Origin of the sequence: Stenotrophomonas panacihumi (genome assembly GCF_001431645.1) — a bacterium.
GTDB lineage: Bacteria > Pseudomonadota > Gammaproteobacteria > Xanthomonadales > Xanthomonadaceae > Stenotrophomonas_A > Stenotrophomonas_A panacihumi.
In genome coordinates this window covers 1-24,963 of the sequence record NZ_LLXU01000075.1, presented here as the reverse complement: position 1 = coordinate 24,963, position 24,963 = coordinate 1, and the positions used below count along the sequence as shown (strand labels likewise).

Below are 24,963 nucleotides of genomic sequence, written 5' to 3'. Positions count from 1 at the left end.
GGCATCAGACCTGCATTGTCTAAATACCAGAGGGCGTACTGCCAGATAAAGATGCCATCTGCGGGGCGACAGCGCGCCGCCATCGACCCCGCCCGCTCGCGGAACCCAACAGCCGTCGTGGATGGCCGCCTCATCGAATATCGCGTCGGCCATGCCGGCGAACGCGACCAAGAAGTGATCGCCCTCAAGCGAGCAGCCCGTCGACGGCCGCGTCGAGGTGGTCGAGGTAGGTCTGCAGGGCGTCGCGGGGCAGGGTTCCGCAGGGCGGCGGTGGCGTGACGGCGGACCTCGATCGCCAGCAGCGGCGCCGCCTCGCCCGGTGGCGCGGGGGTGCAGAAAAAAGGGGGCACGAAGACCGCAGGCGTGGCGGGGCGACGACTGCGCGCGCCGGGGTACGGTAATTTCTCTGAGGGTTCCTAAGTAGGATCACTGTTGGTGGCGCCCCCCCATGGACTTCAGACTTCAAGCGACTTGGAGCCAGCGGAGGCAACCCATGAATGACCGGAAGTCATTTCCCAAAAATACCGACGTCGCACGGAGCGTCTTGCCTGTCCCTGACATCCCGCCCGTTGGACCGACCACCTATGACGCACGGGATCCGGCTGCCAAGTTCCCGCCTATCACGCCGCTCCGCCCGCCCTCAGGCGCGCCCAACGTTTTGGTGGTCCTACTCGACGACGTCGGCTTTGGGGCGTCGAGCGCGTTCGGTGGCCCCTGTCATACGCCCACCGCGGAACGTCTGGCTGCAGGTGGATTGAAGTACACCCGATTCCACACGACCGCGCTGTGCTCGCCGACGCGCGCGGCGCTCATCGGCGGCCGCAATCATCACACCGTGGGCATGGGCGCGATCACCGAGTTCGCTACCTCTGCACCCGGTTACAGCTCTATGCGGCCCAACACCTGTGCGCCACTGCCCGAGGTGCTTAAGCTCAACGGCTACGCGACGGCGCATATCGGCAAATGCCACGAAGTGCCGGTCTGGGAGACCAGCCCGGTCGGGCCGTTTGACCGTTGGCCGACGCCTGGCAATGGCTTCGAATACTTCTACGGGTTCTTTGGCGGCGAGACTGACCAGTGGTATCCGACGCTGCGTGAGGGCATCACGCCGATGGAACCGTGGGGCACTCCCGAGCAGGGCTACCATTTAACGCCGGACCTCACCCAGCGTGCCATCACCTGGATCGGCCAGCAGCGGGCGCTGGCCCCGGACAAGCCCTTCTTCATGTACTTCGCCACCGGCGCGACACATGCGCCGCACCATTGCCCCAAGGAGTGGGCGGACAAGTACAGGGGCAAGTTCGATGAGGGTTGGGACGTCCAGCGCGAGCGCACGTTCGCACGGCAAAAGGAACTGGGCGTCATTCCATCTGATGCCGAACTCACACCGCGTAGCGAGGGCATCCCGGCCTGGGACGAAATGGATGAGGCGCTCAAGCCCTTCTTGCGCCGCCAGATGGAGAACTACGCAGGCTTCCTTGAGCACACCGATCACCACGTCGGCCTGCTGATAGACGAGCTGGAAAGGCTAGAACTCTTGGATGACACCCTGATCTATCTGATCATCGGCGACAACGGCGCTTCGGCAGAGGGTTCGCTACAGGGCACGTTCAATGAGCTGATCAGCATCAGCGGCATGGGTGAGTTGGAGACGCCCGAATACTTCAATGCGCGCTTGGACAAGCTCGGCGGCCCCGAATCGACGCCACATTATGCGGTGGGTTGGGCGCATGCCATGTGCACGCCTTACCAGTGGACCAAACAGGTGGCATCGCACTGGGGAGGCACCCGCAACGGTACGATCGTGCACTGGCCCGCCGGCATCAGCGCCAGAGGCGAGTTGAGGCACCAATTCTGCCACGTGATTGATGTCGCCCAAACGGTGCTCGATGCCGCCGGCCTGCCGGCACCGACATTCGTAAACGGGGTCATGCAGAAGCCTTTCGAAGGCACCTCCATGACCTACAGCTTCGACGACGGAGACGCGCCCGAGCGTCACGACACCCAGTACTTCGAGATGATGTGCAACCGCGGCATCTACCACCAAGGCTGGTCGGCGGTCACCAAGCATCGCACCCCTTGGGAAACCACGGGCGACGCGGGCATTGCCCTCGACGATGACAAGTGGGAGCTGTACGACGGTAACAACGATTGGACGCAAGCACACGATCTCTCCAAGGAGCTTCCCGCGAAGCTGCGCGAACTACAACGCCTGTTCCTGATCGAGGCGTGTAAATACAACGTCTTGCCGCTGGACGACCGAGGCTTCGAACGGGTGTTGCCGGATGTCGCTGGCAGGCCGACCTTGGTGGGTGACCGCCAAATACTATTACCTGGGATGGGGGGAATGGTCGAGCAGCACGTGGTCAATTGGCGCAATCGCTCATGGTCGCTCACCGCGCTCATTGAGGTGCCCACTGGTGGCGCCAACGGCGTCATTCTCAACCTCGGCGGACACGGAGGCGGGTGGTCTCTATACCTCAAAGAGAGCGTTCCCACCTTTTGCTACAACCTGTTTGGCCTTCACTGGACACACGTGCGCGGAGAGCGACCGACTCCGGAGGGCGAACATCAGGTACGGGTGGAATTCGCTTACGACGGAGGTGGGCTAGGTAGGGGCGGAACCATCACCTTGTACCTCGACGGCGAGCAGGTTGGGACCGGACGCCTCGATCGCACTGAATCCATAGGCTTCGGTTACGAGTACACGGAGGTTGGTCGTGATGCGCAGTCGCCCGTGACCGACGACTACGTCGACGGTGATAGCAAATTTACCGGCACAATTCGCTGGATTGAGATGGAAGGCGGCCAAGATAGTCACGAGCACATGATAGATCCGGCAAGCATCTTTCGCGCCGCAATGGCAAAACAGTGATCATCGAGAGGGGGCTTTCGCCCCCTCTCTATCTGTCAACTGCGCTGACTCATTCTCGCGCGAGCGACCTTCGCGTAGTGATCGGTCATTTCAATACCGGCACAACAGAATCCCTCGGCAGCAGCCGCCACTAGCGTCGTGCCGCTGCCTGCGAATGGATCAAGGATCCTCCCGCCTGCCTCGCAGATCCGTACCAACTGGCGCATCAGCGCGGTCGGCTTGCCCGTGAGGTGGTGCTTGTCGGCCTTGCGCACGGGCTCGCGGATGACACCCGGAAGCACCGGCGCGCGGCGCTGCAGCGGCATGTGGCCCTTGCTACCCCAAACGATGTACTCGGCCTGGTTGCGGAAGCGACCGAGCTGCGGCCGTACGCCTTCGGTCTTATCCCAGACCGTGATACCGCGCCAAGTGAAGCCCGCCAGCTGCAGCGCGTCGGTGGTGAGCGGGAGCTGCCGCCAGTCGGTGAACAGCAGTACAGGCGCCCCATCCTTTAGTACGCGCGCGCACTCGGTCAGCCACAGGTGCATCCAGCGAAGGTGGGCGCGCTGGTCGCGCTCATCGCAAACGAAGTCCGCATGCAGGTGTGGGCCGCCACCCTGAACGTACTTCCTCAAAGGCGCTTGCGCGCGCGCAGCGGCGGTGACACCGCCACTGGCATACGGCGGGTCAGTGATGAGCGCGTCGAACGATTCCGCGTCGAACGTGGGCAGGATCTTCAGGGCGTCGCCTTTCAATAGCTGGTTGGTCATGGTGAGAGCCTTCGTGGTCGAATCGCTCGCGGCGATCTGAGGTGAGGCTCCCGGCCTTCATGGTTGAGCGTGCCGCAGCGCGGGCACTTGATCTGGAGCTGGTCGAATGCGCCGGCCTTGCACCGCAGCCGGGCGCACTCGCCACATCGCAGGTTCTTCAGCATCGTGGTCTTGCCGTAGGAGGAATGGGTTAGCCAAGGGCTCTCGCGACGATTACGACCACCATGCGGCGATCGCCTGCGGCTTCATCCTGCGCGATGGCCGCACGCTCGGCGAGCTGCAGGTGGATCGCATGTCTGTGCCCCTGGTGCAGCGACTGGTGGAGACGCTAGCGACGGGGCGCGAGGCCGGGATGATTCAGCCGGCCCTGCCCCCTCGCCCGTCCACGGCCAACCACGTCCTGCGATATCTCCACAGGCTATTCGCGTGGGGCATCCGCATGGGCCATTGCCGAACCAACCCTGCCAGCGGCGTTAGAAGCGTACGAGAGCGTGCCCAGTTCAAGATGCCGCAACCGCATGCCTTCCTCGCCGTGCTTGAGTTCGCAAAGGCTCGTGCAGCGTTGCCACTCCACAGCAAAGGTTCCGTGCCGCCCTACATGCCTGCCGTCATGGTTCTGGCCTACAACGCTCGCCTGCGCGGCATCGAGGTGACCGACCTGAGCGACGCCGATGCACTGCGCGAAGGTGTGCGTTGCTCGCGCCGCAAGGGCTCGCGCGACAACATCACCGCCTGGAACGAGGAACTGCGTTGGGCGTGGACGTGGCTGCGCGAGTACCGCGCCGAGCGACTCAAAGCGCACGCGCGCCCTTTGCTTCTCCGACCGGAGCAGCGAGTGCTGCTGGTAACGCAGACTGGTACGCCGCTGGCGCGCTCTACTCTCAAGACCGCATGGCAGCGTCTGATCACCACCGCCATCGCGGAAGGTGTGATCGAGGAGAGCGAGCGGTTCTCGCTGCACGGGCTCAAGCACCGCGGCATCACCGACACGCGTGGAACGCGCGCGCACAAGCAGGATGCGGCCGGCCACGTGACACCACAGATGACCGATCGATACGACCACGAGCTGCAGGTGGTGCAGCCGCCGATGCTGCCCAAGGGCGAGGATCTCGCCTTCTCAGATGACGCCTTGGAGTCGCCTGAAACAGCTTAATTTTCCCACCAATTGTCCCACCACAAAGAAAAGGGCCTGCGGAAGATCCGCAAGCCCTTGATATTTCTGGCGCCCGAAGTTGGACTCGAACCAACGACCCCCTGATTAACAGTCAAGTGCTCTAACCGGCTGAGCTATTCGGGCGGGGGCGCGCATTGTAACGATATTTCCGGGAGGCATGCAAGCGCCCGAACGCGACTTCTTTTCCGAGACGATTTGTTACCAGCAGGAGGGCGTGACGTCGGCAGCCGACGGCGTCTTCTGGTTCGCCTGGTTGATGCTCATCGTGCCGCACGGATCCTTGTCCTGGCTGCCCTGCGGCACCGCCTCCAGCTCGAACGTGGAGGCATCCGGATCGCCGACCCACTGGATCGTGTAGTGCGCCGTACCCTCGCGCGGCGACTGTGCGAACGGCAGGTCGAACTCCGCGTAAGTGTTGTGCACCGTGCGCGAGCGCTCGGCCAGCTGCGCCAGCTCGAGCAGGTCGGCCTTGGCCTGCCCCCGGCGCGACTTGCGCACCTGGTCGGCGAACGAGGGATACGCGATCGCCGCGATGATCGCGATGATCGCCACCACGATCATCAGCTCGATCAGCGTGAAGCCCGCTGCGCGGCGACGGTTACGGATACGAGCCAGGTCCATCTTCGAAGTCCTCGTTGTCATCGCAGCTGTCGCCAGGATTGCCGGCCGCACACGCGGTTGGTGGTCAGGGTGTTGGTCGAGTCGGGGCTGTCCAGGATCACCTCGGTGCAGCGGGCCTCGCTGCCGCCGTCCTCGTCGGGCAACGTGCAGTCGTCATCGCCGGGGTTGCAGAACGCCTGGTCCGGCGTGGAGTTGTGCGTCAAACCCACGTTCTGGTTCGGCGCGTCACCCTTGGTACCCACGCCCACGGTGTCCTCGCCGCCCACCGTCGTGCCAGAGGGCTCAAGTGTCACCGTGCCCATGTTCGGCGCGCCCGTCAGCGAGGCCAGCTTGTAGGTCATGTTCAGGCCGCCCGGATCGCAATCGGCGGTCACGCCAGGCGTGTAGGTCGGGAACAGGATGCTGCCTTCGGAAATCTGCGGCTGGGCAATCATGCGCTCGCCCTGCGCGTCGGTGCCGACGATCAGGTCCATGTACCAGCCACGGTGCGTGTAGTAATTCACCGAGTTGCGGCTGCCCGTGCGGGTGGACGGGTCGCCATTCGAACCGGCGCTCAGCGTCTGCTGCACCAGCGCCGCACGCGAGTTGTCCACGGCCGTGCCGTTGTCCCACACCGCGTACAGGCTGCTGACGTCCTTGGTCCCGTTGTCGCCCACGGCGAAGTAGCGGCCGGTACCGAAGTACACCATGTAGCCGGTGCCCGGGCCCACGGCGATTTCAATGCCGCCGGTGATCGGCTGGCGGTTGCCGCTCGGGTCACGCGCGATGAACAGCGGCTTGGCGTTGCCCAGGCCGTCCTGGTAGGACGTGCCCCAGTTCGCCTCGTCGTCCGCGCTGAGGTCGAACTTCCACATGTTGCCGTGCAGGTCGCCACCGTAAACGGTGTCCACCAGGCCGTCGTAGTTGGTATCCACGGCCGAGATGCTGCCCATGCCGTTGTAGCCCAGCTCGGACAGGCCCGCGGCGGTCTCGCTGCCGACGATGCCGTCGTCCACCATGATCTTCTTGACCACGGCGCCGGTGGCGATGTCCACCACGAACAGGCCGGCGCGGCCATTGGTGCTGTTGTAGCCGTTGCCGAACAGCGCGACCCAGCGGCCGTTCTGCAGCGGCACCACGACCGGCTTGCCCATCACGTAGCCCAGGTCCGGCTGCGTAGTGGAGGTCACTTCCCACATCACGTTGCTTTCGTCGAACTCGGACGGGTTGCTGATGTCCAGCCCGTACACCGAGCGGCCGCCGGCGCCCAGGCCGCCGACCAGCACGGTCTTCCAGTTGCCGTCGACCAGCGCGTCGCCCAGCGTGAGCTTGCCGTCCACGTAGTAGCGGTGCTGGTAGGCGCGGTTGGCCAGGTAGGCCATGTTGCCCAGCACGCCGTTCGGGACATAGGCGAACTGCTCGTCGCCCTGGTCGTTGAAGGCGTGCAGCATGCCGTCGTTGGCGCCCACGTAGACGTACTCGCGCGCGTCCGTGCCGGACTTGGCCTTGACGAAGGCGGTGTACGCCGTACGCGCGTCCTGCGACAAGCCGCTGGCGCCCGCCCAGCCATAGTTGGCGCGCTTGGTGGCGACCACCGGCGAGGAGTTGATGATGTCACCCATGATGCTGCTGCGGGTGCGGAACGGCGTGGAGTTCAGCACCGCGCCTTCCATCGAGCGATCGCCGCGCAGGTACGCCACCAGCTGGTTCGGGGTGACCGAGCCGAAGTTGGCCGAGATCTCCCCCTCGGTGTAACCCAGGCGGTTGAACATCTCGGCGTTGCTGGTGTGGTCCGGATCGACCGCCAGCTCCGTGGCACGGAACTCACGCACGTTGTCGTCACGGTTGGCCGCGTTGACGTCGGCGATGGCCGTGTAGACCTTGCGATCATTCACCGCCGTGGACGTGGTGGGCAGGCGCCCGGCCACCGACCATAGCTTGGTGCCGAAGCCGCCGCTCGAAGACACCGAGTAGGCAGTGACATCACCCACCCAGTCCTTGCCGTCGTTGAGGCTGGCATACGACGGCACCACCAGGAACGAGCTGGCGTTGACGCGCGCGCCCACCACCGCGGTCGAACCGCTGAAGCCGGACGATGTGCCGATGGCGTCGAACGCCTTGGTCAGCTGCTCGCGCAGGTACAGCGGGTTGGTGACCAGGAAGTAGTTGGTCGGGTCGCCGTCGGCATCCACGGTCACGCCCTGGTCGTTGCCGTACTTGGCGGCATACCACAGCGGATCCTTCAGCAGGGTCGCACCGGCGGTGGTGCCCACGCTGAAGGTGCGCACGGCGGTCGGCGGCAAGCCGGTGCAGTCGCTCGGCATCGAGGCCGTATTGCAGTAACCCGGCGAGCGGTTCGGCGGCGTGTTGAGCTTGTACGCCTGCTGGCCGGCGCAGCTGCTGCGGTTGCCGTCGTTGGTGCGGCCGTCGGCCAGGTCACAGATTTCCAGGTACACGCCATCGTCGGTGGTACCGGAGATGATGTAGCCCATGTGCTGGTCGATGCCGCCCGCGGCGTACTCGGACTTCAGCGTGACCTTCAGCTCATTGGTCGCCGTCACCTCGAGCGTATAGAGCGCGATGGCGTCCATGTCATGGTCCGCGCCCTGCTCCACGTCTTCGTAGTTGATGCGGAATTCCGCGTACGGGCGACCGCCGTTGACCGAGGCGTCCTGGTCGTGGGTGCCGGTATTGGCCACCTTGGCGACGTAGAAGTCGACGATCTGGTCGGTCGGCTGGAAGTTGCCACTGGCGTCGATCGAGCTGCCACGCACCGACTTGGCGAACGGCACCAGGGTCACGCGGCCATTGCCGACCGGGAAGTCGAACTTCGGCAGCGGCGAGGCCAGGGCCACCGAATAGGTGCGCACGAACTTGTCGCCACCGATCTTGTGGTTGGCACCGAAGCGCGCGACCGAAGCGGAGTAATAAGTACCCTGTTTGGACGGCTCTTCCGGCGCCAGGCCACGGATCGTCGACATGTTGTTGACGTCCTTCGGCGTGGGCGCGTTGTCGACGACGCCGTTGGATTCACCGATGAACACCTTGCGCGTGCCGCCACCTTCCGCCGCCCAGATGGCGTCGGCTTCGGTGGACACGTTCAGGCCATTGAGCGACGTCGGATCACCACTGCCACTGAAGGAGCCCCAGTGCGAACCCGGCACCTTGTAGTCGTAGGACGGGTTGATGTCGCTCAGCACCGTCATGGTCGGCTGCGAGCAGGCCGGGTAGCCGCCACCGCCATTGGCCACGGAGGTGTACGGCGGCTTCCAGCTCGGCTTGGACAGCGCCAGCGTGGCAATGTCCTGCGAACTGTTGTTGATGTCGTACTCCGAGCGCGGCTGCGTGGCGCCACCGAAGTAGCGCAGCGTCTCGTACATCATCTCAGCGACGGGGTTGCCCCACATCCAGCACTCGCCCTCGTTCACCGGGCGGGTGGTGATCCAGCCGCAGCCGTACTGGTAGCCGTTGTAGTTGAAGTCGAGCATGCGGAAGGTGCTGATCGTATGCACGATGCCCTTCACGTCGTTGCCGCTGCCGCAATTGCTGTTGAGGCAGAACTGGCCGGTGGTCGGGCTCAGCTCGCGCGAGAAGCTCGACATGTTCGAATGCAGCACGCCGCCGGTGGTGTTCTTCTGGTACGAGCCGGTGAGCAGGCCGAAGAACATGCGGTTGCTTTCGCCGTACTCGTGCAGGATGCCGGTCGGCTTGTAGGAGGTGTTGTTCGAGTAGACCTTGCAGTTGTCCTCGCGCAGCGTGGCCTTGCCGGCGCCCGGCGGGCAGGCTTCCACGCGCAGCGGGTAATTGGTCATGCTGACCGAACCGCCGGAGTTCGGCGTCTTCCAGTACAGCTGCCAGTAGTCGTCGCCGCCGTTCTCACGGTGGCGGACCTGCACGGTGTGGTTGCCCTGGCTCAGGTTGACCGTGCCGGAGTGGCTGGTCAGGCCGCCATCGGACGCGTCACCACCGTGATCGCCGTACCAGCCCACCACCAAGCGGCCGTCGATGTACAGGTCAATCGCGTCGTCGCCGTTCACGGCGAAGCTGTAGTCGCCGGCGGTCGAGGCGTAGATCGTGCCGGTGATCAGCGTGTTGTAGGTATCATGGGTACAGCTATTGCTGCCCGGCACGAACGGGTTGTTGTTCGCGCCCGTGGCGTAGATCTGGGTGATGTTGGTGCCCGTGCCGCAACGGTTGTTGTTGTTGTTGCCGTTGAAGAACGTGGTCATGTCCGCGTTGCTACCCGGCGTATTGCCGGAGCGCTTCCACGTCGTGATATTCAAGTTGGAGAGGCTCGCCGCCGGCACCACTTGCCAGCCGGTGGCCGAACCGGAACCGCTCACGCAGTTCACGCGGCTATTGGTCGCGGTGAAGCAGTCATCACCCGCCACCGGGCGCTCGATCGACACCCAGTTCCAGATCTTGAAGGTGGTGTTGCGCAACACGCGCATCTGCGGGATGCCGTTGTCGCTGAGCGTGGTTATCGCGAACAGATGGTTGCGGCCGGTGCCCGGCGCGCTGAGGGGCGTGTATTTGGTGATGTCGTAGCCGTCCACCGCCACCGAGGTGTACTGCTTGCCCCAGCTGTGGGCGTCCTGCGGGGTATAGGAAGCGCGCAGGATGGTCTGGGTGGCGCTATCGACCTCGCGGTAGCCGCCGAACAGCACCTTGCGCAGGGCGTCCATGCGCGAGGTGGTGACATAGTTGAGGAAGTCGCCGCTCCAGGTGGCGCCATCGCACTGCTTGCCGTTGGTACCGCCGGCCGCCGACTGCGGCACGAACTTGCTGCCATCGGTGGTGTAGCAGACCTTGGAGTTGTAATAGCCGTAATAGGAAGAGATCTGGTCCGGCTTGTAGCCGACGTCCAGCGCGCCATCGTTGTCCAGGTCCGAGGCGTCGTTGTACGCCTCGTAGTAGAGCTTGTGGTCGCGGCCCATGACCAGCATGTTCAGCGGCGGCAGCGCCACGCGGGTGAACAGCGGCGCGTCGGCGATGTTCAGCGGGCCCGGCGCGGTAACGCCCTTGTAGACCAGTGAACCCAGCGCGGCGATCGCGACCAGCGGCAAGCCGTACTTGAAGAGATTCTGTTTCATCGATCAGGGCCTGATGAAGATGGTGTCGACCGCGGCCAGCGAGGAAGAAGCGGCGGCGTCATCGGGGAGGTTGCGGCTGAACGCGGTGGTGCGGAACATGTTGCAGGGCTGCTCGGAGATATCGACGCCGGCGCCGGCACTGCACTGGCGGTTGCAGATGCTGACGTTGCGCGTGCGCACCTCGGAACCGACATCGGCGCCCACTTCGTTCGCCCACTCCACCGGCTCGAACGGCACGTTGCATTCTTCGTAGTCGTATTCGCCACCGCTGGTGATGGCCGCCTCGCGCTCGCGCACCTTGAGTTCGGCCTGCTGGAACGCCTGGTTGGAAGCCAGGTAATTGGCCGACATGCGTTCCTGCATGCTGGCCACCTGCATGCCGACCACGCCGATCAGCGCCAGCAGGATCAGCATGATCAGGGCCACGTACAGCACGGCACCTTGCTGGTGGCCGGCGCCCAGGCGCATCGACTGGAATTTGCGCTTGTTCATGATGCGTCAGTTCCCGAACAGGCGGTTGCGCAGCGCAACCGTGGTTTCGTATACGGAGCGGTAGTGGCCGTCGGCCGGCGGATTGATCGACACCGCCAGCACGCTCATCTCGCCGGCATCCGCCTGCTCGGAGGCGGCGCGTTCGCTGCCGCCACGCACTACCACGCCGAGCTGCACCGAACCGATGCGGCGCCAGCGCGCGGCGTTGTTCGCGCCGCCGATGTCGGCCGCCGAGAAGCTCTCGTTGATGTAGCCGCTGGGCATGGAGGTCAGCGCGGCCGAATCCTGGCCATACAGCAGCTGCAGGGATTCGACGCCCTCTACCATCTCGTCTTCGACCGCGGTGAGCGTGCCGTTCGGCGCGGCTTCCCAGTGGGCGCGATACAGCGAAGGCACGTTGTCGGCATTGAGCGCGACGTAGTAGGCCACCGACTCGGCACGGAACAGCGACGCCTGGCCCGCACTGTAGGCCGGAGCACCATCGTATGTGCCGACGAACGCCAGGGAACTCAGGTTCAGACCACTCTGCTCCACGTTCATGCCGGTATTGCCCGGCACCGCAGTGGCCTGGAACACGGTCGCGCCGCCACAATCGGCGACGGCATACAAGCCATGGCCGCCGGTGGCCACGCGGGTGCTGCCCGCGGCGCCTTCGTCCGGGTAAGTGACTGCCGGCGTGCCGCCGGGGGTATAGCCCTGGATCTTGGTTTCTTCCGGCGAGAAGTAACGCAGCACGACCACGTCGCTGCCGCGGATCGGCGTATGCGCCAGGTTGGCCAGCGTATCCGGCAGCGCCGGCGACCAGTCGGCGGCAGCGCCGGCCGCGGGCGTCGTGCTCAGGGTGACCGTATCGCCCGGCTCGGTGCCCGCCGCATCAAAGCCCTGGATCGCGACGTCGAAACGCAGCGGGAAAGGAATATTGGCGACCGTGTTGCTGTTGCGGTCGGCCTCGTTGAGGAACAGCGAACGGATGTTGCCGCCAATCGGAAAGCCCGCCGCATTGGCGGTCAACAGCTGCTGGTCGTTGACGCAACCGGTGTGGCCGGCCATGCGCAGGTCGCGCGACAGGAAGTCCATCGCGAAGCGACCGTTTTCCTGGTTGCGGGCGATGCCCTGCGAGAGCTGGTAGGCCTGGCGGGAAGCCCCGAACACCTGGACCAACCCGAGCATCAGCACCAGGCCGATCACCATCGCGATCATCATTTCGATCAGCGTCAGACCCGCCTGCCGGCGGAAACCACGCATCGTCGCGCGGGGTACGGCGAAACTCATATCCGGCTCCTCACGCTGAACGCGGTCACGGCCTTGTTGACGTCGGTTTCCCAACTGGAATCCCCCCAACGCACGGTCACGTCCACCGTGCCATCCGCCTGCAACTGCACCTGTGCCTGGCCTTCCGGCAGCGAGGTGGCCACCTCGCACTTCCAGCGCTCGATGCTGGCGGTCGGGCCCATGTCCTGGTCGCGGTCGCAGGGGCCGGTGTAGCCGTCGAAGCCGTCGTAGCTGATGCCGTTGAAGTAGGAGCCACGGCTGCGCTGGCTGCGCATGATGTCGATGATCTCGTAGGCCAGGTTGGTGGCCACGGTGCGCTGCTGGGCGCTCTTGGTGAAACGCACGTTCATCGTCTGCAGCAGCGCGAAGGCCAGCAGGCCCACGCCCATCACCAGCACGGCGATCATCACTTCGATCAGGGTGAAACCCGCCGCGCTCGCACGCGGGCGGAAACTCAGGCGGCGGCTCATTGGCATGCTCCCTTCTGGACGCGCACGGTGCCCGTGGGGGCCACACTGATGGTGCGCTGCATTTCCTGGCCGCCGCACTCGACGGGGCGCAGCGTGATGATCTGGTCGCCACCGGCGATCCGCATGCCGCGCGAGTTGAAGGCGATCACGTCGTCGCCCTCGGCTTCGGCCTGCATCTTGGCGTTGAGCTGGGTGAAGTTGATGACGGTGTCGCCATCGTCGAACTCACCATTGCCGTTGTTGTCGGCGAAGGCCATCCAGCCATTGCTCCACTCGCCGTTGCAGCCGTTGCCATCGGTACTGGCGCAGACGCCGCCACCGCGGGTATTGCGCACCGCCTCGCTGCGGGCCATGGAGAGCGCTGTCAGCAGCGCATTGTTGCTGGTGGCCACGCGATTGGAACGCATGGAGGCTTCGAAGCTCGGGAACGCGATCGCGACCAGGATCGCCAGCACGGCGATGGTCACCATCAGTTCCACCAGTGTGAAGCCACGACTGCTACGGCACGGCATACATACGCTCCCCAGCGTGTAGGTGCCCAGCGTGCCCGCCGGGACCGCCGGGGGCAAGCGCGGGCGGGATGAACGGTCGGTTCGGGCGGACGGGCGTCAAGGCTTTGACGCCCGCCCTCCCCGGCCGGCCCCGCAGGCCGGCGTCCCGGTCAGGTCACGACCCGGTAGCAGGGCTTGTAGTCCCCGGCGATCTTCATGCGGCGCTGCTCGACGAACGCCCGCAGCAGCGCGTCCAGCGCCTGCATCATTTCCGCATCGCCGTGGATCTCGAACGGCCCGTTCGCCTCGATCCGCTGCATGCTTTCTTCCTTGACGTTGCCGGCCACGATGCCGGAGAACGCGCGGCGCAGGTCGGCCGCCAGCGCCGGCGCCGGACGGCCCTGGTGCAGGTCCAGGCTGGCCATCGCCTCGTGCGTGGGCACGAACGGACGCTGGTATTCCTCGGGAATGGTGATCGACCAGTTGAAGTAGAACGAGTCGCGCTGGGCGATGCGGTATTCGCGCACCTGCTTGATGCCGCGAGTCATGCGCCGCGCCACCTCGACCGGATCGCCGACGATGATCTCGTAGCGCGAGGCCGCCGCGTCGCCCAGGGTGAGGCGGATGAAGCGGTCGATCTGCTCGAAGTACGGCGCGGCGATGGTCGGGCCGGTGAGGATCAGCGGCAGCGGCAGGTGGGCGTTCTCCTCGCGCAGCAGGATGCCGAGCAGGTAGAGGATTTCCTCCGCCGTGCCGACGCCGCCGGGGAACACGATGATGCCGTGGCCGATGCGGACGAAGGCCTCCAGGCGCTTCTCGATGTCCGGCATGATGACCAGGTGGTTGACGATCGGGTTCGGCGACTCGGCGGCGATGATGCCCGGCTCGGTGACGCCGATATAGCGCGTGTTGGTGCGGCGCTGCTTGGCATGGGCGATGGTCGCGCCCTTCATCGGGCCCTTCATCGCGCCCGGGCCGCAGCCGGTGCAGATGTCCAGCCCGCGCAGGCCCAGCTCGTAGCCGACCTGCTTGGTGTAGAGGTATTCGTCGCGCGAGATCGAATGGCCGCCCCAGCACACCACCAGGTTGGGGTCGGACGGATGCAAGATGCGCGCGTTGCGCAGCAGGCCGAACACCGCGTTGGTGATGCCCTCGCCCGACTCCAGGTCGGCGGCGTACTGCGGGCCGAGTTCGATGGCCATGTAGGCCAGGTCGCGGACCACCGCGAACAGCAGCTCGGCCACGCCGCGGATGATCTCGCCGTCGACGAAGGCCATGGCCGGCGCCTTGTTGAGGTCGATGCGCACGCCGCGGTCCTGCTGGGTGACCTGGATGTCGAAATCCGGGTAGAGGTCGCGCGCGGCGCGCGGGTCGTCCGAGGCGCTGCCGCTGGTCAGCACGGCCAGCGCGCAGCGGCGCAGCAGTTCGTGCATGCCGCCGGCGGACGCGTCGCGCAGGCGCGCCACTTCGGCGCGGGAAAGGACGTCCAGACCGCCGCGCGGGTAGATCCGCGCGTCCACCACCGGCAGCGCCGTCGCCGCCTTGTTGCCTTGTTCCATGAGCTACTCCTTCTATGCAGCCGCGGGACTGTAACCCAGTCCCCCCGACAAAAGAAAACGGCCGGGTTGCCCCGGCCGTTTCTTGTGCCACTCAGGTTCTGACGAATCAGAACTGGTAGCGGAAGCCCACCTGCAGCGACCACTGCGACACACCGACGTTAAAGCCGTCGGCATCCGAGTTGGCGGCGGTCGGCTGGCTGGTGCCGGTGTAGTTGTACACGTACTGGCCGTTGTAGATGCCGGCCAGGCGTGCCACCGATGCGTCGGCGTAGAAGCCGTAGTCCACGATGTGGCCCCAATCCTTGTTGATCAGGTTGCCCACGTTCTGGATGTCCAGCCAGATCTCCGACTTGTGGCCCTTGTAGAAGCCCGGGAGCTCCTGGCTGATGCGCACGTCGAAGGTGTTCACGAAGCCGGTGCGGAACGCATTGGCCGGGGCGTAGCTGCCGGCGTACTTCGCCACTTCCGGATGCGCGGCGAGCCACGCATTGAAGTTGGCGGCCATGGTGGCATCCGGGGTGAACTGGCCAGCGGTGTTCACGCTGCCGAACAGCACGTCGCCATTCGGAACGTAGAACAGGTCGTTGTAGGTACGGCCGTCGCCATTGAAGTCGTTGGCGTAGACGTAGCTGAACGGACGACCGCTGCGGCCTTCATACACCAGGCCCACGCGGGTTTCGTAGTCACCGAAGAACTTGTGCTTCCAGTCCAGCGAACCGCTGATGCGATCCTTGATCTCGTAGCGCGAGGTGTTCTCGGTGTTCGAGTTCACGTCGAAGGCGTACTGGTACGCCCAGCCCGAGCTGGCGGTGGAGCTGGTCAGCGGGCCGACTTCGGTGGCGTGGGTGTAGGTGTAGCCCAGGGTCCAGGACCAGTCGCTGCCTTCCGAGAACGGCTTGGTCAGCGAGACGGTGAACTGCGAGGTCTTGCCCTTGTCGGTGTTGTCGATCAGGTAGACGGAGTCGTACTTAGAATAACGGCCGTAGCGGCTGGCGGCCGAGTTGCTGCCGGTTTCCGACGAGGTCCAGCTGACCTTGCTCGGGTTCCAGTACAGGGTGCGGCCGTCCGGACCGGTGTAGCCCGGGCCCAGGTTCAGCGCCTGGTAGTACAGGCCGTCCTTGACCTTGGTGTACAGCACTTCGGCCGACGCGACGATGCCGTACCACGGCAGCTCGCTGTCGATGCCCAGGTTCGCCTTCCACAGCGACGGCTGCTTGAAGTCGTGGCCGACGAAGTTGACGCTCTGCAACGCCGAACCCGGCACGGTCGGGATCGGCTGGTTCAGGCCATCCGGCGAGAACGGCACAGGCGTGGTAGTGGTGCTGGTGTTGGTCTGGTTGTACGAGGTGTAGTTCAGGCCGGTGTTGGAGTAGCTGTTGCCGATCCACACCTGCGGCGAATCACCCTGGAACAGGCCCACGCCACCGCGCAGCTGCATCGGGCGCTCGGTGTCGAAGTTGTAGTTGAAGCCCACGCGCGGCTGGAACAGGAAATCGCCGTTGAAGATTTCGCTGTTGTTGTAGCCGAAGGTGTTCGAGGCGGGCGCGTTGTAGGTCGGCGACGGGCTGGTGTCCGGACGGTCGGCGCGCAGGCCCAGGGTCAGGGTCAGGTTGCTGTTGACGTACCAGGTGTCCTGCACGAACAGGCCGAGGCTGTTGTACTTGTAGTCGGCCGGGATCGAACCGGGCGAGGTCTCGGCGGCCAGGCGGTAGCTGGACCAGATGCCGGCGGCGAAGTTGTCCAGGCCCTGGAAGATGTAGCTGCCCCAGCCGTTCTGGGCGAAGTAGTTGTAGATCTCGTTGGTGCTGTAGTCCACGCCGAACTTCAGGTCGTGGTCGCCCAGCGTCCAGGTACCGGCACCGTAGTAGTTCCAGGTCTTGGTCGTCAGGATGTTGTTCTGCGAGCTCAGCTCGGTACCAAGGTACAGCGAATCGGTGCCCGACTGGATCTGGATGCTCGGCGCGGTGGTCGGGGTGACGCGGATGGCCGAGTAGTCACGGTAGGACACCTTGAACTCGGTCGAGAAGTTGTCGGTCCAGTCGGAGAACAGCTGGCCGACGTAGCTCTCGATCGACTTCTCGTGCTGGTACCAGTACGAGCTCAGCGAGACCGAGCTGCTGGTCATGCCGTTGATGCGCAGCTTGCTCTGGTCGAGCTTGCTGTAGCGGATGCTGGCGCGGTGCTGGTCGTTGATGTTCCAGTCCAGCTTCAGCGCGTACTCTTCCAGGTCGGTGTTGCCGTTGCTGCTCAGGGTGCCCGGGTCGATGCCCCAGTTGTTCTGGGCGATCTGCTGCGCTTGCGCGATGAAGTCATCATTGATGACCGCATTGGTCTTGCCGTAAGCGGTGCTGGCCAGGTCGGCGCCCGGGGCGGCCTGCTCGAACTTCTCGTAGTTGGCGAAGAAGAACAGCTTGTCCTTGACGACCGGACCACCCAGGGTCATGCCGTAGGTCTTTTCCTTGGTGAAACCGTTGAACGGGGTGCCGTCCGGGTTGTCACCGAACCAGTCGCCGTCGCGGTAGCTGCCGTACACCGAGCCGTGGAACTCGTTGGTACCGGACTTGGTCACCGCGTTGACGGTGGCGCCGGCGGCGCTGGCGATGCTGACGTCGTAGTTGGACAGGTTGATGTCGAGGGCTTCGATGGCCTCCATCGACACCGGCTGGCGACGGGTCGCCATGTTGTTGCCTTCCAGGCCGAACGTGTCGCTGGCGGCGACGCCGTCGATGCTGACCGAGTTGTAGCGCGGGTTCAGGCCGCCGGCCGAGATGGTGCCCGAGGCGCGGTCGACGAACGCGACGCGCGGGTCGAGGCGCATGTAGTCCTGGATGTTGCCGTTGATCGACGGCAGGGCCTGGATGGTTTCCTGGCTGACCTGCGTGCCCGAACCGGTCTTGGTCGCGCTGAACACTTCCGAGCCACCGGCCACGGCGACGGCGTTGACGGTTTCCAGGGTGGTCAGGTCACCGGTCAGCGCGGCGTTGACGCTCGCGGTCTGGTTGACGCCCAGGTAGATGCCGTCTTCGGTCTTGGTGCCCTCACCCGACTTGGTGATGGTGATGCTGTACGGACCACCGACGCGCAGGCCGCGCGCGGTGTAACGACCCGCTTCGTCCGTGGTGGCGCGGCTGACCGTGCCCGATTCGACGTGGGTGATGGTCACTTCGGCACCGGAAACCGGCTGGCCGGCGGTGGTGGTGACCACGCCGCCGACGCCGGCGGAGGTGCTCTGCGCGAAGACGGGAGCGGCGGCCAGGGCGGCCACGAGGCCAAGCGTGAGCTTGGACATGCGGAACTGACGGGGGTGGGTCATGGGCGGTAGCCTCGATGCGTTGACGGATGCGATAAAAACGACTCAGCCACCACCGTTCCCGGCAATGCGCTGATGTGATCTGGGGTTCCCTACCGGACGGTCTGGTTTCGGCCGTAACGGTTAACAACAGGTTAACACGTTAGTCGCGAAATGTGACCGCTGCATGACCGGGAATGCGTTCTTCGCCACGGATGGAAACGCTTGCAACACAAAGACTTGCGCCAAAACAGGCACTTATGTGCACCCGCAGCATGGCGGGCGTTGCAAGGCCACCGTCAACGCTTCCTCACACCCCGTGTACAGCGGGCAGGGGCGCCGCCGTCAGATGGTGGTGGGCAGCTTGAGATAGGTGCCGATGCCGTCCAGGAACATCTGCACGGAGATGGCCACCAGCAGCATGCCCATCAGGCGCTCCAGCGCGGACAGCGCGCGGTGGCCGAGCAGCTTGTAGAGCAGCGTGGCCGAGAACAGGATGGCCGAGGTCGCGCCCCAGGCAATCAGCAGGGCCAGGCTGAAATCCGGCAGGCGGTGCGGCTCGCCGCTGCCCATCAGCATCACCGCCGCCATGCCCGAGGGGCCGGCCACCAGCGGGATGGCCAGCGGCACGATGAAGGGCTCGCCGTCCGGGATCTCGCCCATCAACCCCTCCGGGCGCGGGAAGATCATGCGGATGCCGATCAGGAACAGCACGATGCCGCCGGCGATGGACACCGACTCCTGCCGCAGGTGCATCAGCTCCAGCGCGTACTTGCCGCCCCACAGGAAGGCCATCAGCACGAACAGGGCGATCAGCAGCTCGCGCGCCAGCACGACGCGCTGGCGACGGGCCGGCAGCGGCTTGAGCACGCTGAGGAAGACCGGAATGTTGCCCAGCGGATCGAGGATCAGGAACAGCAGCAGGGCGGCGGAGAGGATGGTCATCGGGGGACTCTGGAGAGACGCGCGAGCGGCGACGGGTGTTCGCCGGCCGACACGCTAAAGACGCGAAAGCCGGCATGGGGTGCCGGCAGGCATGCGCCGGTGCGGCGCCTGGAGGCGGCTATTGTCCCGCGCCGGGCGGCATTCGGCTAGGCCGATTGCGGCGGCGCCGACCAGACCTCTCCGCGGTGCGAAGCGCCTGCGGCTGAAAGCAAGGTGATGCAGGCGCCGGCATAGCGCGAAGCGTCCACCGCCTCGCGGTCTTCCTGGTGGGTATAGGCACGCGCGCGCAACGCGGTACGCATCGGCCCCGGCTGCAACGCCGACACCCGCACCGGGCCGGCGGCGGTTTCGCCATGCAGGCTGGCCAGCAGGCCACGCTGCGCGTGCTGTGCCGCGCCGTAGCCACCCCAGTAGGCCGCGCCCACGCGCGCGAGGTCGTCGACCACGAACACCAACGCGGCGTCTTCGCGCTGGCGCAGCAGCGGCAGGCAGGCCTGCGAGAGCCACGCGCGCGCGGTGAGGTTGACGTGCAGCACGCGCGCCAGCACGGCCGGGTCGGACAGTTCCAGCGGCGTCAGGCCGGGGAAGTCGGCGGCGCAATGCAGCACGCCGTCGAGGCGCCCGAGTTCTTCCTGGATGCGCTGCGCGAGCGTGGCGTAGTCCTCGGGCGTGGCGCCGACGAGGTCCAGCGGATAGATCAGCGGCTCCGGACCCACCTTCGCGAGGCGGTCGTACAGGCGCTCGAGTTTCGCGGGCTTGCGCCCCAGCAGGATGACCGTGGCCCCCGCCTCGGCGGCGGCCTGCGCGGCGGCGGCGCCCAACCCACCGGCGGCACCGCTCACCAGCACGACGCGACCTTCGAGCACGCCCGTCGCGGCGGCCACCTCGCCGGCACTCACGAGGCGTAGGCCTCGGCAACGATGCGCTTGAGCTCGCCGGATTCGAACAGCTCCAGGGTGATGTCGCAGCCGCCGATCAGTTCGCCATGGATGAACAGCTGCGGGAAGGTCGGCCAGTTGGAATAGCGCGGCAGGTTGGCGCGGATCTCCGGCTCCTCAAGCACGTTGACCGTATGCAGGTGTTCGGCGCCGGCGGCGAGCAGCGCCTGCACGGCGCGGCTGGAAAAGCCGCACATGGGGAACTGCGGGGTTCCCTTCATGAACAACACGATCGGATGCCCTTCGACTTCCGCCTGGATGCGTTCCATCACCGGCATGGGGATTCTCCTGTAGCGGCGGCAGCGTCGACCTCCTGGTCGGATAGACTGCCCCCTGGTCCGTCATTGTAAGCACGGCCGCGACCCTCGTGGCCCCCTCCCTCGCCCATGCCGATCGAACTCACGCCCCTGCCCTACGACCGTGCCGCGCTCGCGCCGCACCTGTCGGCGGAAACCCTGGATTACCACCACGGCAAGCACCAGCGCGCCTATGTCGACCGGCTCAACGAGCTGATCGCCGGCACCGAATTCGCCGAGCTGATGCTGGAGGACATCGTGCGCCGCGCGCAGGGCCAGCTGTTCAACCAGGCCGCGCAGGTGTGGAACCACGAGTTCTACTGGCAATGCCTGCGGCCGCGTGGCGGCGGCGAGCCTGGCGGCAAGCTGGGCGAGAAGATCGTGCAGGCGTTCGGCGATTTCGCGCACTTCCGCGGCGAGTTCGACCGCCTGGCACTGGCGACCTTCGGCTCGGGCTGGGTGTGGCTGGTGCAGCGCGCGGACGGGCAGTTGGCCGTGGTGAGCACGACCAACGCCTCCACGCCGCTGACCGGCGATGACACGCCGCTGCTGGCCTGCGACGTGTGGGAACACGCCTACTACATCGACTACCGCAACGGCCGCGCTCAGTACCTGGAAGCGTTCTGGAAGCTGGTGAACTGGGATTTCGTGGCGTCGCGGCTGCGTTGATCGCCGCGTGGGGCGTGCACCCGCCCCTTACGCGCCGCCCTCTTCCAGCCGCGCCACCACCGGCGCGACCTGGCCCAAACGCCCCAGCACCTGGCCCGCGCGGGACAGCGCCTGCGCCAGCGCCACCTCGGTGTCGGCCCGCAACGTGGCGTGGCCGACCTTGCGACCCGCACGCGACGTCTTGCCGTAGTCGTGCCAATGACCGCCCGGCACCGACAGGAAGGCGGTCGCATCCGGCATCTCGCCGAGCCAGTTGAGCATGCAGGCGTGGCCACGCATCGTGGTCTCGCCCAGCGGCAGGCCGAGCACCGCGCGCAGGTGGTTCTCGAATTGCGACGTCTCGGCGCCTTCGATCGTCCAGTGGCCGGAGTTGTGCACGCGCGGCGCCATCTCGTTGGCCAGCAGTTCGCCATCGCGGCAGAACAGCTCCAGCGCGAACACGCCCACGTAATCCAGCCGCTCGGCGAGCCGCTGCGCGTAAGCGGAAGCCGTCGCCTGCAGCGCGGCATCGACGCGCGCCGGCGCCAGGCTGGCGGAAAGCACGCCATCGACGTGCCAGTTCTCGGTGAGCGGCCACGCGCGGAATTCGCCATCGCGGCCCCGCACGGCCACCACGCTGACTTCGCGCTGGAACGGCACGAAGGCCTCGACGATCAGGCCGACCGTCCCCGCCTGCGCGCCGAGCGCTTCCCACGCGGCGTCGGCATCGGCGGGCGACTTGATGCGGAACTGACCCTTGCCGTCGTAACCGAGGCGGCGGGTCTTGAGGATGCACGGCGTGCCGATGCGCGCCAGCGCCTCGTCCAGCCCGGCGCGGTCGGAGACGGCGGCGAAATCCGGCACGGGAATGCCGAGCTCGCGGAACAGCGTCTTCTCGCTCAGCCGGTCCTGCGCCACGGCCAGCGCCTGCGGGCCGGGGAACACCGGCGCGTGGTCGAGCAGCCACTGCGTGCTGTCGGCCGGCACGTTCTCGAAATCGAAGGTCACCACGTCCACGCCTTCGACGAAGCGCGCCAGCGCGGCGCGATCATCGAACGCACCGACCTGCAGCGGGGCCAACTGCCCGGCGCAGGATTCGGCCGAAGGATCCAGCAACTGGAAGCGCAGGCCGAGCGGCGCACCGGCCAGGATCATCATGCGGGCGAGCTGGCCGCCGCCGAGGATACCCACCGTGGTCATTGGCGCGGATCGTCCTTGGCCATCACGTCGTCGGTCTGGCGCTGGCGGAACGCGGCCAGCGCTTCGCCGATGCCCGGCTGCTCCGGCGCCAGCATCGCCGCGGCGAACAGCGCGGCATTGGCCGCGCCCGCGTTGCCGATGGCGAAGGTCGCCACGGGAATGCCGGCGGGCATCTGCACGATGGAGAGCAGCGAATCCATGCCGTTGAGCGCCTTGGACTGCACCGGCACGCCCAGCACCGGCACGGCGGTCTTGGCGGCGAGCATGCCCGGCAGGTGCGCCGCGCCACCGGCGCCCGCGACGATCGCGCGCAGCCCGCGCGTGGCGGCCTGTTCGGCGTACTGGAACAGCACGTCCGGCGTGCGATGCGCCGAGACCACCTTCACTTCATACGGAACGCCCAGCGCGTCGAGCTTCTGGGCCGCGTGCTGCATGGTTTCCCAGTCCGAGCGCGAGCCCATCACGATGCCGACCAGCGGCGCGGTTTGCTTGGAGGTCATGGCCCTACCCTGCCTTAAAGACGTATTCTAGCCGCCTTCCACGCAAGACGAAGAACCGAACCTGGCCATGGACCGCAAACTGCTCGACCTGCTCTGCTCGCCCGACACCCGCCAGCCGCTTTCGCTGCTGGACTCCGCCGGGCTGGAGGCGTTGAACCGGGCCATCGCCGCCGGCACCGTGCGCAAGGCCGATGGCAGCACGCTCGCCCAGCCGCTGCGCGAGGCGCTGGTCAGCCGCGACCGCAAGCAGGTGTTCCGCGTCGAGGACGGCATCCCCGTGCTGCTGGCCGAAGAGGCCATCGACAGCAGCCAGGTCGCCGACTTCCCCGCGCGCTGAATCGTGTCCGTCGCCGTGCCCGTCCTGCCGGCCTGGCTGTCGCAGGCGCAGATCGAGGCCGATGTCGCCCGCGCCCTGGCCGAGGACATGGGCAGTGGCGACGTCACCGCCGCGCTGCTGCCCGATACGGACGACATCGCCTACCTGCTGTGCAAACAGGACGCGGTGATCGCCGGCCGCCCGTGGTTCGATGCCTGCCACCGCGCGCTGGATCCGGAGGTGCGGATCGACTGGCGCATCTCCGAAGGTGACCGCGTCTCCGCCGGCACCGTGCTGGCCACGCTGGCCGGCCGCAGCCGCACACTGGTGAGTGCCGAACGCACCTCGCTGAATTTCCTGCAGACGCTTTCCGGCACCGCGACCACCACCGCGCGGCACGTGGAAGCCGTCGCCGGCACCGGGGCGCGCATCCTCGATACCCGCAAGACCCTGCCCGGCCTGCGGCTGGCGCAGAAGTACGCCGTGCGCTGCGGCGGCGGCGAGAACCACCGCATCGGCCTGTTCGACACGGTGATGCTCAAGGAGAACCACGTGCGCGCGGCGGGCTCCATCACCGCGGCGGTGGCCGAGGCACGCCGGCAGCAGCCGACGCTGCCGCTCGTCGTGGAGGTCGAGGACCTGGACCAGCTGCGCGAAGCCATGGCCGCCGGCTGCGAACGCATCCTCATCGACGATTTCGAACCGGCGCTGCGTCGCGAAGCCGTGCGCATCGCCCACGGTGTGCCGGCGGCGCAACGTATTCCGCTGGAAGTTTCGGGCAGCGTGGGCCTGGACGGCCTGCGCGCGATCGCCGAAGACGGCGTGGACTGCATCTCCATCGGCGCGTTGACCAAGCACGTCCACGCGATCGACCTGTCGCTCAAGCTCGGCCCGCCACCTCATCACATCGCCTGAACGGCGCTCTGGCAGTGTGCGGTTGTCCTCGCCGCATGCCTGCCGATGAAATTCCACGCCCTCATCCGCTGCTCTCTCGCGCTGTTGTTGCTGGCCTGTGGCCATGCGGCGGCGGCGGAGATCTGCGACCTGCCGCCGCGTTACGGCTTGAGCGCGGCCGCGATGTCCATCGTGCGCACGGCCTGCAACGAACATCGCGCCTGGAACCAGCCGTTCATCGATACGCAGGGCCGCGTCGCCAGCCTCAGCCTCACCGAAGCCGAGCGCGGCGAGCTCTCCTACGGCGGCATGTCGGCATGGATGCGGGTCGCTTCGTATTGGCGCGATAGCGGCTTGCTGCAATCGGTGGCCGACCGCCCCGGCGCGCGCAGCTGCATGGCCCCGGATGGCTCGCGCTGGAGCGAAGTGGATTGCCGCGCATTCCTGATCGACACGCCGTGGTCCGCCGCGTTCGTCTCCTGGGTGATGGCGCGTGCCGGCGTGGCGGGCTTCCACGCCTCGGCGCGGCACCTGGACTACATCCGCGCCGCCTACCGCGCGCAGGATGGCGACGCCTACACGTTCACCGACCCGGAGAACTCCAAGCCCGAGCCGGGCGACCTGCTGTGCCTGCTGCGCGGGCGCGACGACGTGGTGGGCTTTGCCGGCCTGAGCGCGGCGCTGTCGCGCACGGGCGCCGTGGGTTGGCCCTCGCATTGCGACATCGTGATCGCGGCGAACGTGGGCGGGGATCGCACGCTGTACCTGATCGGCGGCAACGTGTTCAACACGGTGATGATGCGCAAGCTGCCACTCGACCGCACGGGCCGGCTGGTGTTGCCCAAGCCCTTGGCGACGGGCGATGGCAGCGAGGATGGCGTGGGCGTCGCGCTGGATTGCTCGCCGGCGCGCGAGTCCCAGTGCGACCTCAACCGCCGCGACTGGGCCGCGCTGCTGAAACTGCGGCCCACCGCGCGCCTGATAGCGCCCCCGCCCCAGGCGCTGCCGACAGTGACACCGACCACCCCGACACAAACCCCGATGCCCCCGGGCTTCCCGCGCGTGGTGCCACCGCGTCCGGTGCAGCAACCGGTACCGGCGACACCCGTCGAGCCAGACAAGCCCATCAAACCGCTGTAAAGCATGCGCGCAGCCCGCCTGA

At 66.3% G+C, this 24,963-nt stretch carries 21 protein-coding genes and 1 tRNA gene; 6 read left to right on the top strand and 16 right to left on the bottom strand.

The genetic code is table 11. From position 1 onward, the window contains the following. The first annotated feature begins 493 nt into the window (after nt 1–493). On the top strand, nt 494–2,875 hold the full coding sequence (locus ARC20_RS08995; RefSeq protein WP_057646466.1) for an arylsulfatase: 2,382 nt from the start codon (nt 494–496) through the stop codon (nt 2,873–2,875). A 35-nt stretch (nt 2,876–2,910) separates the two neighbouring features. Here the strand turns inward: ARC20_RS08995 and ARC20_RS08990 are convergent, their stop codons facing one another. After that, nucleotides 2,911–3,624, bottom strand: a complete 714-nt coding sequence (locus tag ARC20_RS08990) for a DNA-methyltransferase (RefSeq protein WP_057646444.1) — start codon at nt 3,622–3,624, stop codon at nt 2,911–2,913. Then, a complete protein-coding gene (locus ARC20_RS17950) occupies nt 3,621–3,788 on the bottom strand; it encodes a Com family DNA-binding transcriptional regulator (protein WP_108143386.1) in 168 nt (55 codons plus the stop codon). The genes ARC20_RS08990 and ARC20_RS17950 overlap by 4 nt, the downstream gene beginning before the upstream one ends. Before the next feature lie 128 nt (nt 3,789–3,916). Here ARC20_RS17950 and ARC20_RS08985 point away from each other — a divergent pair, with 128 nt between their 5' ends. Continuing rightward, on the top strand, nt 3,917–4,777 hold the full coding sequence (locus tag ARC20_RS08985; RefSeq protein WP_237642546.1) for a tyrosine-type recombinase/integrase: 861 nt from the start codon (nt 3,917–3,919) through the stop codon (nt 4,775–4,777). A gap of 67 nt (nt 4,778–4,844) precedes the next feature. On the opposite strand, the gene ARC20_RS08980 is transcribed toward ARC20_RS08985, so the two are convergent. From ARC20_RS08980 to grxD, 12 genes are all read right to left on the bottom strand, one after another. After that, nucleotides 4,845–4,921, bottom strand: a tRNA-Asn gene (locus ARC20_RS08980). A 75-nt stretch (nt 4,922–4,996) separates the two neighbouring features. Beyond that, nucleotides 4,997–5,419, bottom strand: coding sequence for a type IV pilin protein (locus ARC20_RS08975; protein WP_057646442.1), 423 nt, complete (start codon nt 5,417–5,419; stop codon nt 4,997–4,999). A gap of 17 nt (nt 5,420–5,436) precedes the next feature. Continuing rightward, nucleotides 5,437–10,491 carry a PilC/PilY family type IV pilus protein gene (locus ARC20_RS08970; RefSeq protein WP_057646441.1) on the bottom strand — a complete coding sequence of 1,685 codons (5,055 nt, stop codon included), beginning with the start codon at nt 10,489–10,491 and terminating at the stop codon, nt 5,437–5,439. Between the two features lie 3 nt (nt 10,492–10,494). Beyond that, the gene (locus ARC20_RS08965) at nt 10,495–10,983 is read right to left on the bottom strand and encodes a pilus assembly PilX family protein (RefSeq protein WP_057646440.1); all 489 of its coding nucleotides are present in this window, start codon (nt 10,981–10,983) and stop codon (nt 10,495–10,497) included. A 6-nt stretch (nt 10,984–10,989) separates the two neighbouring features. Further along, a complete protein-coding gene (locus ARC20_RS08960; RefSeq protein ID WP_237642545.1) occupies nt 10,990–12,255 on the bottom strand; it encodes a PilW family protein in 1,266 nt (421 codons plus the stop codon). Beyond that, nucleotides 12,252–12,725, bottom strand: coding sequence for a type IV pilus modification protein PilV (pilV, locus tag ARC20_RS08955; RefSeq protein WP_057646439.1), 474 nt, complete (start codon nt 12,723–12,725; stop codon nt 12,252–12,254). Before pilV ends, ARC20_RS08960 begins: the two co-directional genes overlap by 4 nt. Beyond that, nucleotides 12,722–13,237, bottom strand: coding sequence for a pilus assembly FimT family protein (locus ARC20_RS08950; protein WP_057646438.1), 516 nt, complete (start codon nt 13,235–13,237; stop codon nt 12,722–12,724). The genes pilV and ARC20_RS08950 overlap by 4 nt, the downstream gene beginning before the upstream one ends. Before the next feature lie 149 nt (nt 13,238–13,386). Then, a complete protein-coding gene (gene ppnN / locus ARC20_RS08945) occupies nt 13,387–14,775 on the bottom strand; it encodes a nucleotide 5'-monophosphate nucleosidase PpnN (protein ID WP_057646437.1) in 1,389 nt (462 codons plus the stop codon). Nucleotides 14,776–14,881: 106 nt separating this feature from the next. After that, the gene (locus ARC20_RS08940; RefSeq protein WP_484600323.1) at nt 14,882–18,088 is read right to left on the bottom strand and encodes a TonB-dependent receptor; all 3,207 of its coding nucleotides are present in this window, start codon (nt 18,086–18,088) and stop codon (nt 14,882–14,884) included. Nucleotides 18,089–18,409: 321 nt separating this feature from the next. Then, nucleotides 18,410–19,009: a YhgN family NAAT transporter gene (locus ARC20_RS08935; protein ID WP_057646435.1), complete on the bottom strand. Its 600-nt coding sequence runs from the start codon at nt 19,007–19,009 to the stop codon at nt 18,410–18,412. 146 nt (nt 19,010–19,155) lie between these two features. Next, the gene (locus ARC20_RS08930; protein WP_057646434.1) at nt 19,156–19,908 is read right to left on the bottom strand and encodes an SDR family NAD(P)-dependent oxidoreductase; all 753 of its coding nucleotides are present in this window, start codon (nt 19,906–19,908) and stop codon (nt 19,156–19,158) included. Beyond that, nucleotides 19,905–20,225, bottom strand: coding sequence for a Grx4 family monothiol glutaredoxin (grxD, locus tag ARC20_RS08925; RefSeq protein WP_057646433.1), 321 nt, complete (start codon nt 20,223–20,225; stop codon nt 19,905–19,907). Before grxD ends, ARC20_RS08930 begins: the two co-directional genes overlap by 4 nt. A 108-nt stretch (nt 20,226–20,333) precedes the next feature. Here grxD and ARC20_RS08920 point away from each other — a divergent pair, with 108 nt between their 5' ends. Further along, nucleotides 20,334–20,912, top strand: coding sequence for a superoxide dismutase (locus ARC20_RS08920; RefSeq protein ID WP_057646432.1), 579 nt, complete (start codon nt 20,334–20,336; stop codon nt 20,910–20,912). 27 nt (nt 20,913–20,939) lie between these two features. Here the strand turns inward: ARC20_RS08920 and ARC20_RS08915 are convergent, their stop codons facing one another. Together ARC20_RS08915 and purE are read right to left on the bottom strand one after the other, a co-directional pair. After that, the gene (locus ARC20_RS08915; RefSeq protein ID WP_057646431.1) at nt 20,940–22,091 is read right to left on the bottom strand and encodes a 5-(carboxyamino)imidazole ribonucleotide synthase; all 1,152 of its coding nucleotides are present in this window, start codon (nt 22,089–22,091) and stop codon (nt 20,940–20,942) included. Continuing rightward, on the bottom strand, nt 22,088–22,591 hold the full coding sequence (purE, locus tag ARC20_RS08910; RefSeq protein WP_057646430.1) for a 5-(carboxyamino)imidazole ribonucleotide mutase: 504 nt from the start codon (nt 22,589–22,591) through the stop codon (nt 22,088–22,090). The genes ARC20_RS08915 and purE overlap by 4 nt, the downstream gene beginning before the upstream one ends. 67 nt (nt 22,592–22,658) lie before the next feature. On the opposite strand from purE, the gene ARC20_RS08905 reads away from it, so the two are divergent. Genes ARC20_RS08905 through ARC20_RS08895 form a run of 3 tightly spaced genes read left to right on the top strand, consistent with a single transcriptional unit; the run spans nt 22,659 to nt 24,941 of the window. Further along, nucleotides 22,659–22,928, top strand: a complete 270-nt coding sequence (locus ARC20_RS08905; protein WP_057646429.1) for a Trm112 family protein — start codon at nt 22,659–22,661, stop codon at nt 22,926–22,928. Then, a complete protein-coding gene (gene nadC / locus ARC20_RS08900) occupies nt 22,929–23,822 on the top strand; it encodes a carboxylating nicotinate-nucleotide diphosphorylase (protein ID WP_161809479.1) in 894 nt (297 codons plus the stop codon). Nucleotides 23,823–23,867: 45 nt separating this feature from the next. Then, entirely contained in the window at nt 23,868–24,941 is a 1,074-nt protein-coding gene (locus tag ARC20_RS08895; RefSeq protein WP_057646427.1) for a DUF2272 domain-containing protein, read from the top strand. The last annotated feature ends 22 nt before the right edge of the window (nt 24,942–24,963 follow it).

Excerpts from the sequence above, each read along its gene's own strand:
- ARC20_RS08970 (WP_057646441.1), bottom strand. The coding sequence starts at position 10,491 with ATGAAACAGAATCTCTTCAAGTACGGCTTGCCGCTGGTCGCGATCGCC.
- ppnN (WP_057646437.1), bottom strand. The coding sequence starts at position 14,775 with ATGGAACAAGGCAACAAGGCGGCGACGGCGCTGCCGGTGGTGGACGCG.
- ARC20_RS08995 (WP_057646466.1), top strand. The coding sequence starts at position 494 with ATGAATGACCGGAAGTCATTTCCCAAAAATACCGACGTCGCACGGAGC.
- purE (WP_057646430.1), bottom strand. The coding sequence starts at position 22,591 with ATGACCTCCAAGCAAACCGCGCCGCTGGTCGGCATCGTGATGGGCTCG.
- ARC20_RS08960 (WP_237642545.1), bottom strand. The coding sequence starts at position 12,255 with ATGAGTTTCGCCGTACCCCGCGCGACGATGCGTGGTTTCCGCCGGCAG.
- ARC20_RS08895 (WP_057646427.1), top strand. The coding sequence starts at position 23,868 with ATGAAATTCCACGCCCTCATCCGCTGCTCTCTCGCGCTGTTGTTGCTG.
- ARC20_RS08905 (WP_057646429.1), top strand. The coding sequence starts at position 22,659 with ATGGACCGCAAACTGCTCGACCTGCTCTGCTCGCCCGACACCCGCCAG.
- ARC20_RS08965 (WP_057646440.1), bottom strand. The coding sequence starts at position 10,983 with ATGAACAAGCGCAAATTCCAGTCGATGCGCCTGGGCGCCGGCCACCAG.
- ARC20_RS08975 (WP_057646442.1), bottom strand. The coding sequence starts at position 5,419 with ATGGACCTGGCTCGTATCCGTAACCGTCGCCGCGCAGCGGGCTTCACG.
- ARC20_RS08990 (WP_057646444.1), bottom strand. The coding sequence starts at position 3,624 with ATGACCAACCAGCTATTGAAAGGCGACGCCCTGAAGATCCTGCCCACG.
- ARC20_RS08920 (WP_057646432.1), top strand. The coding sequence starts at position 20,334 with ATGCCGATCGAACTCACGCCCCTGCCCTACGACCGTGCCGCGCTCGCG.
- grxD (WP_057646433.1), bottom strand. The coding sequence starts at position 20,225 with ATGCCGGTGATGGAACGCATCCAGGCGGAAGTCGAAGGGCATCCGATC.
- ARC20_RS08985 (WP_237642546.1), top strand. The coding sequence starts at position 3,917 with ATGTCTGTGCCCCTGGTGCAGCGACTGGTGGAGACGCTAGCGACGGGG.
- ARC20_RS17950 (WP_108143386.1), bottom strand. The coding sequence starts at position 3,788 with ATGCTGAAGAACCTGCGATGTGGCGAGTGCGCCCGGCTGCGGTGCAAG.
- ARC20_RS08915 (WP_057646431.1), bottom strand. The coding sequence starts at position 22,091 with ATGACCACGGTGGGTATCCTCGGCGGCGGCCAGCTCGCCCGCATGATG.
- pilV (WP_057646439.1), bottom strand. The coding sequence starts at position 12,725 with ATGAGCCGCCGCCTGAGTTTCCGCCCGCGTGCGAGCGCGGCGGGTTTC.
- ARC20_RS08935 (WP_057646435.1), bottom strand. The coding sequence starts at position 19,009 with ATGACCATCCTCTCCGCCGCCCTGCTGCTGTTCCTGATCCTCGATCCG.
- ARC20_RS08940 (WP_484600323.1), bottom strand. The coding sequence starts at position 18,088 with ATGACCCACCCCCGTCAGTTCCGCATGTCCAAGCTCACGCTTGGCCTC.
- ARC20_RS08950 (WP_057646438.1), bottom strand. The coding sequence starts at position 13,237 with ATGCCGTGCCGTAGCAGTCGTGGCTTCACACTGGTGGAACTGATGGTG.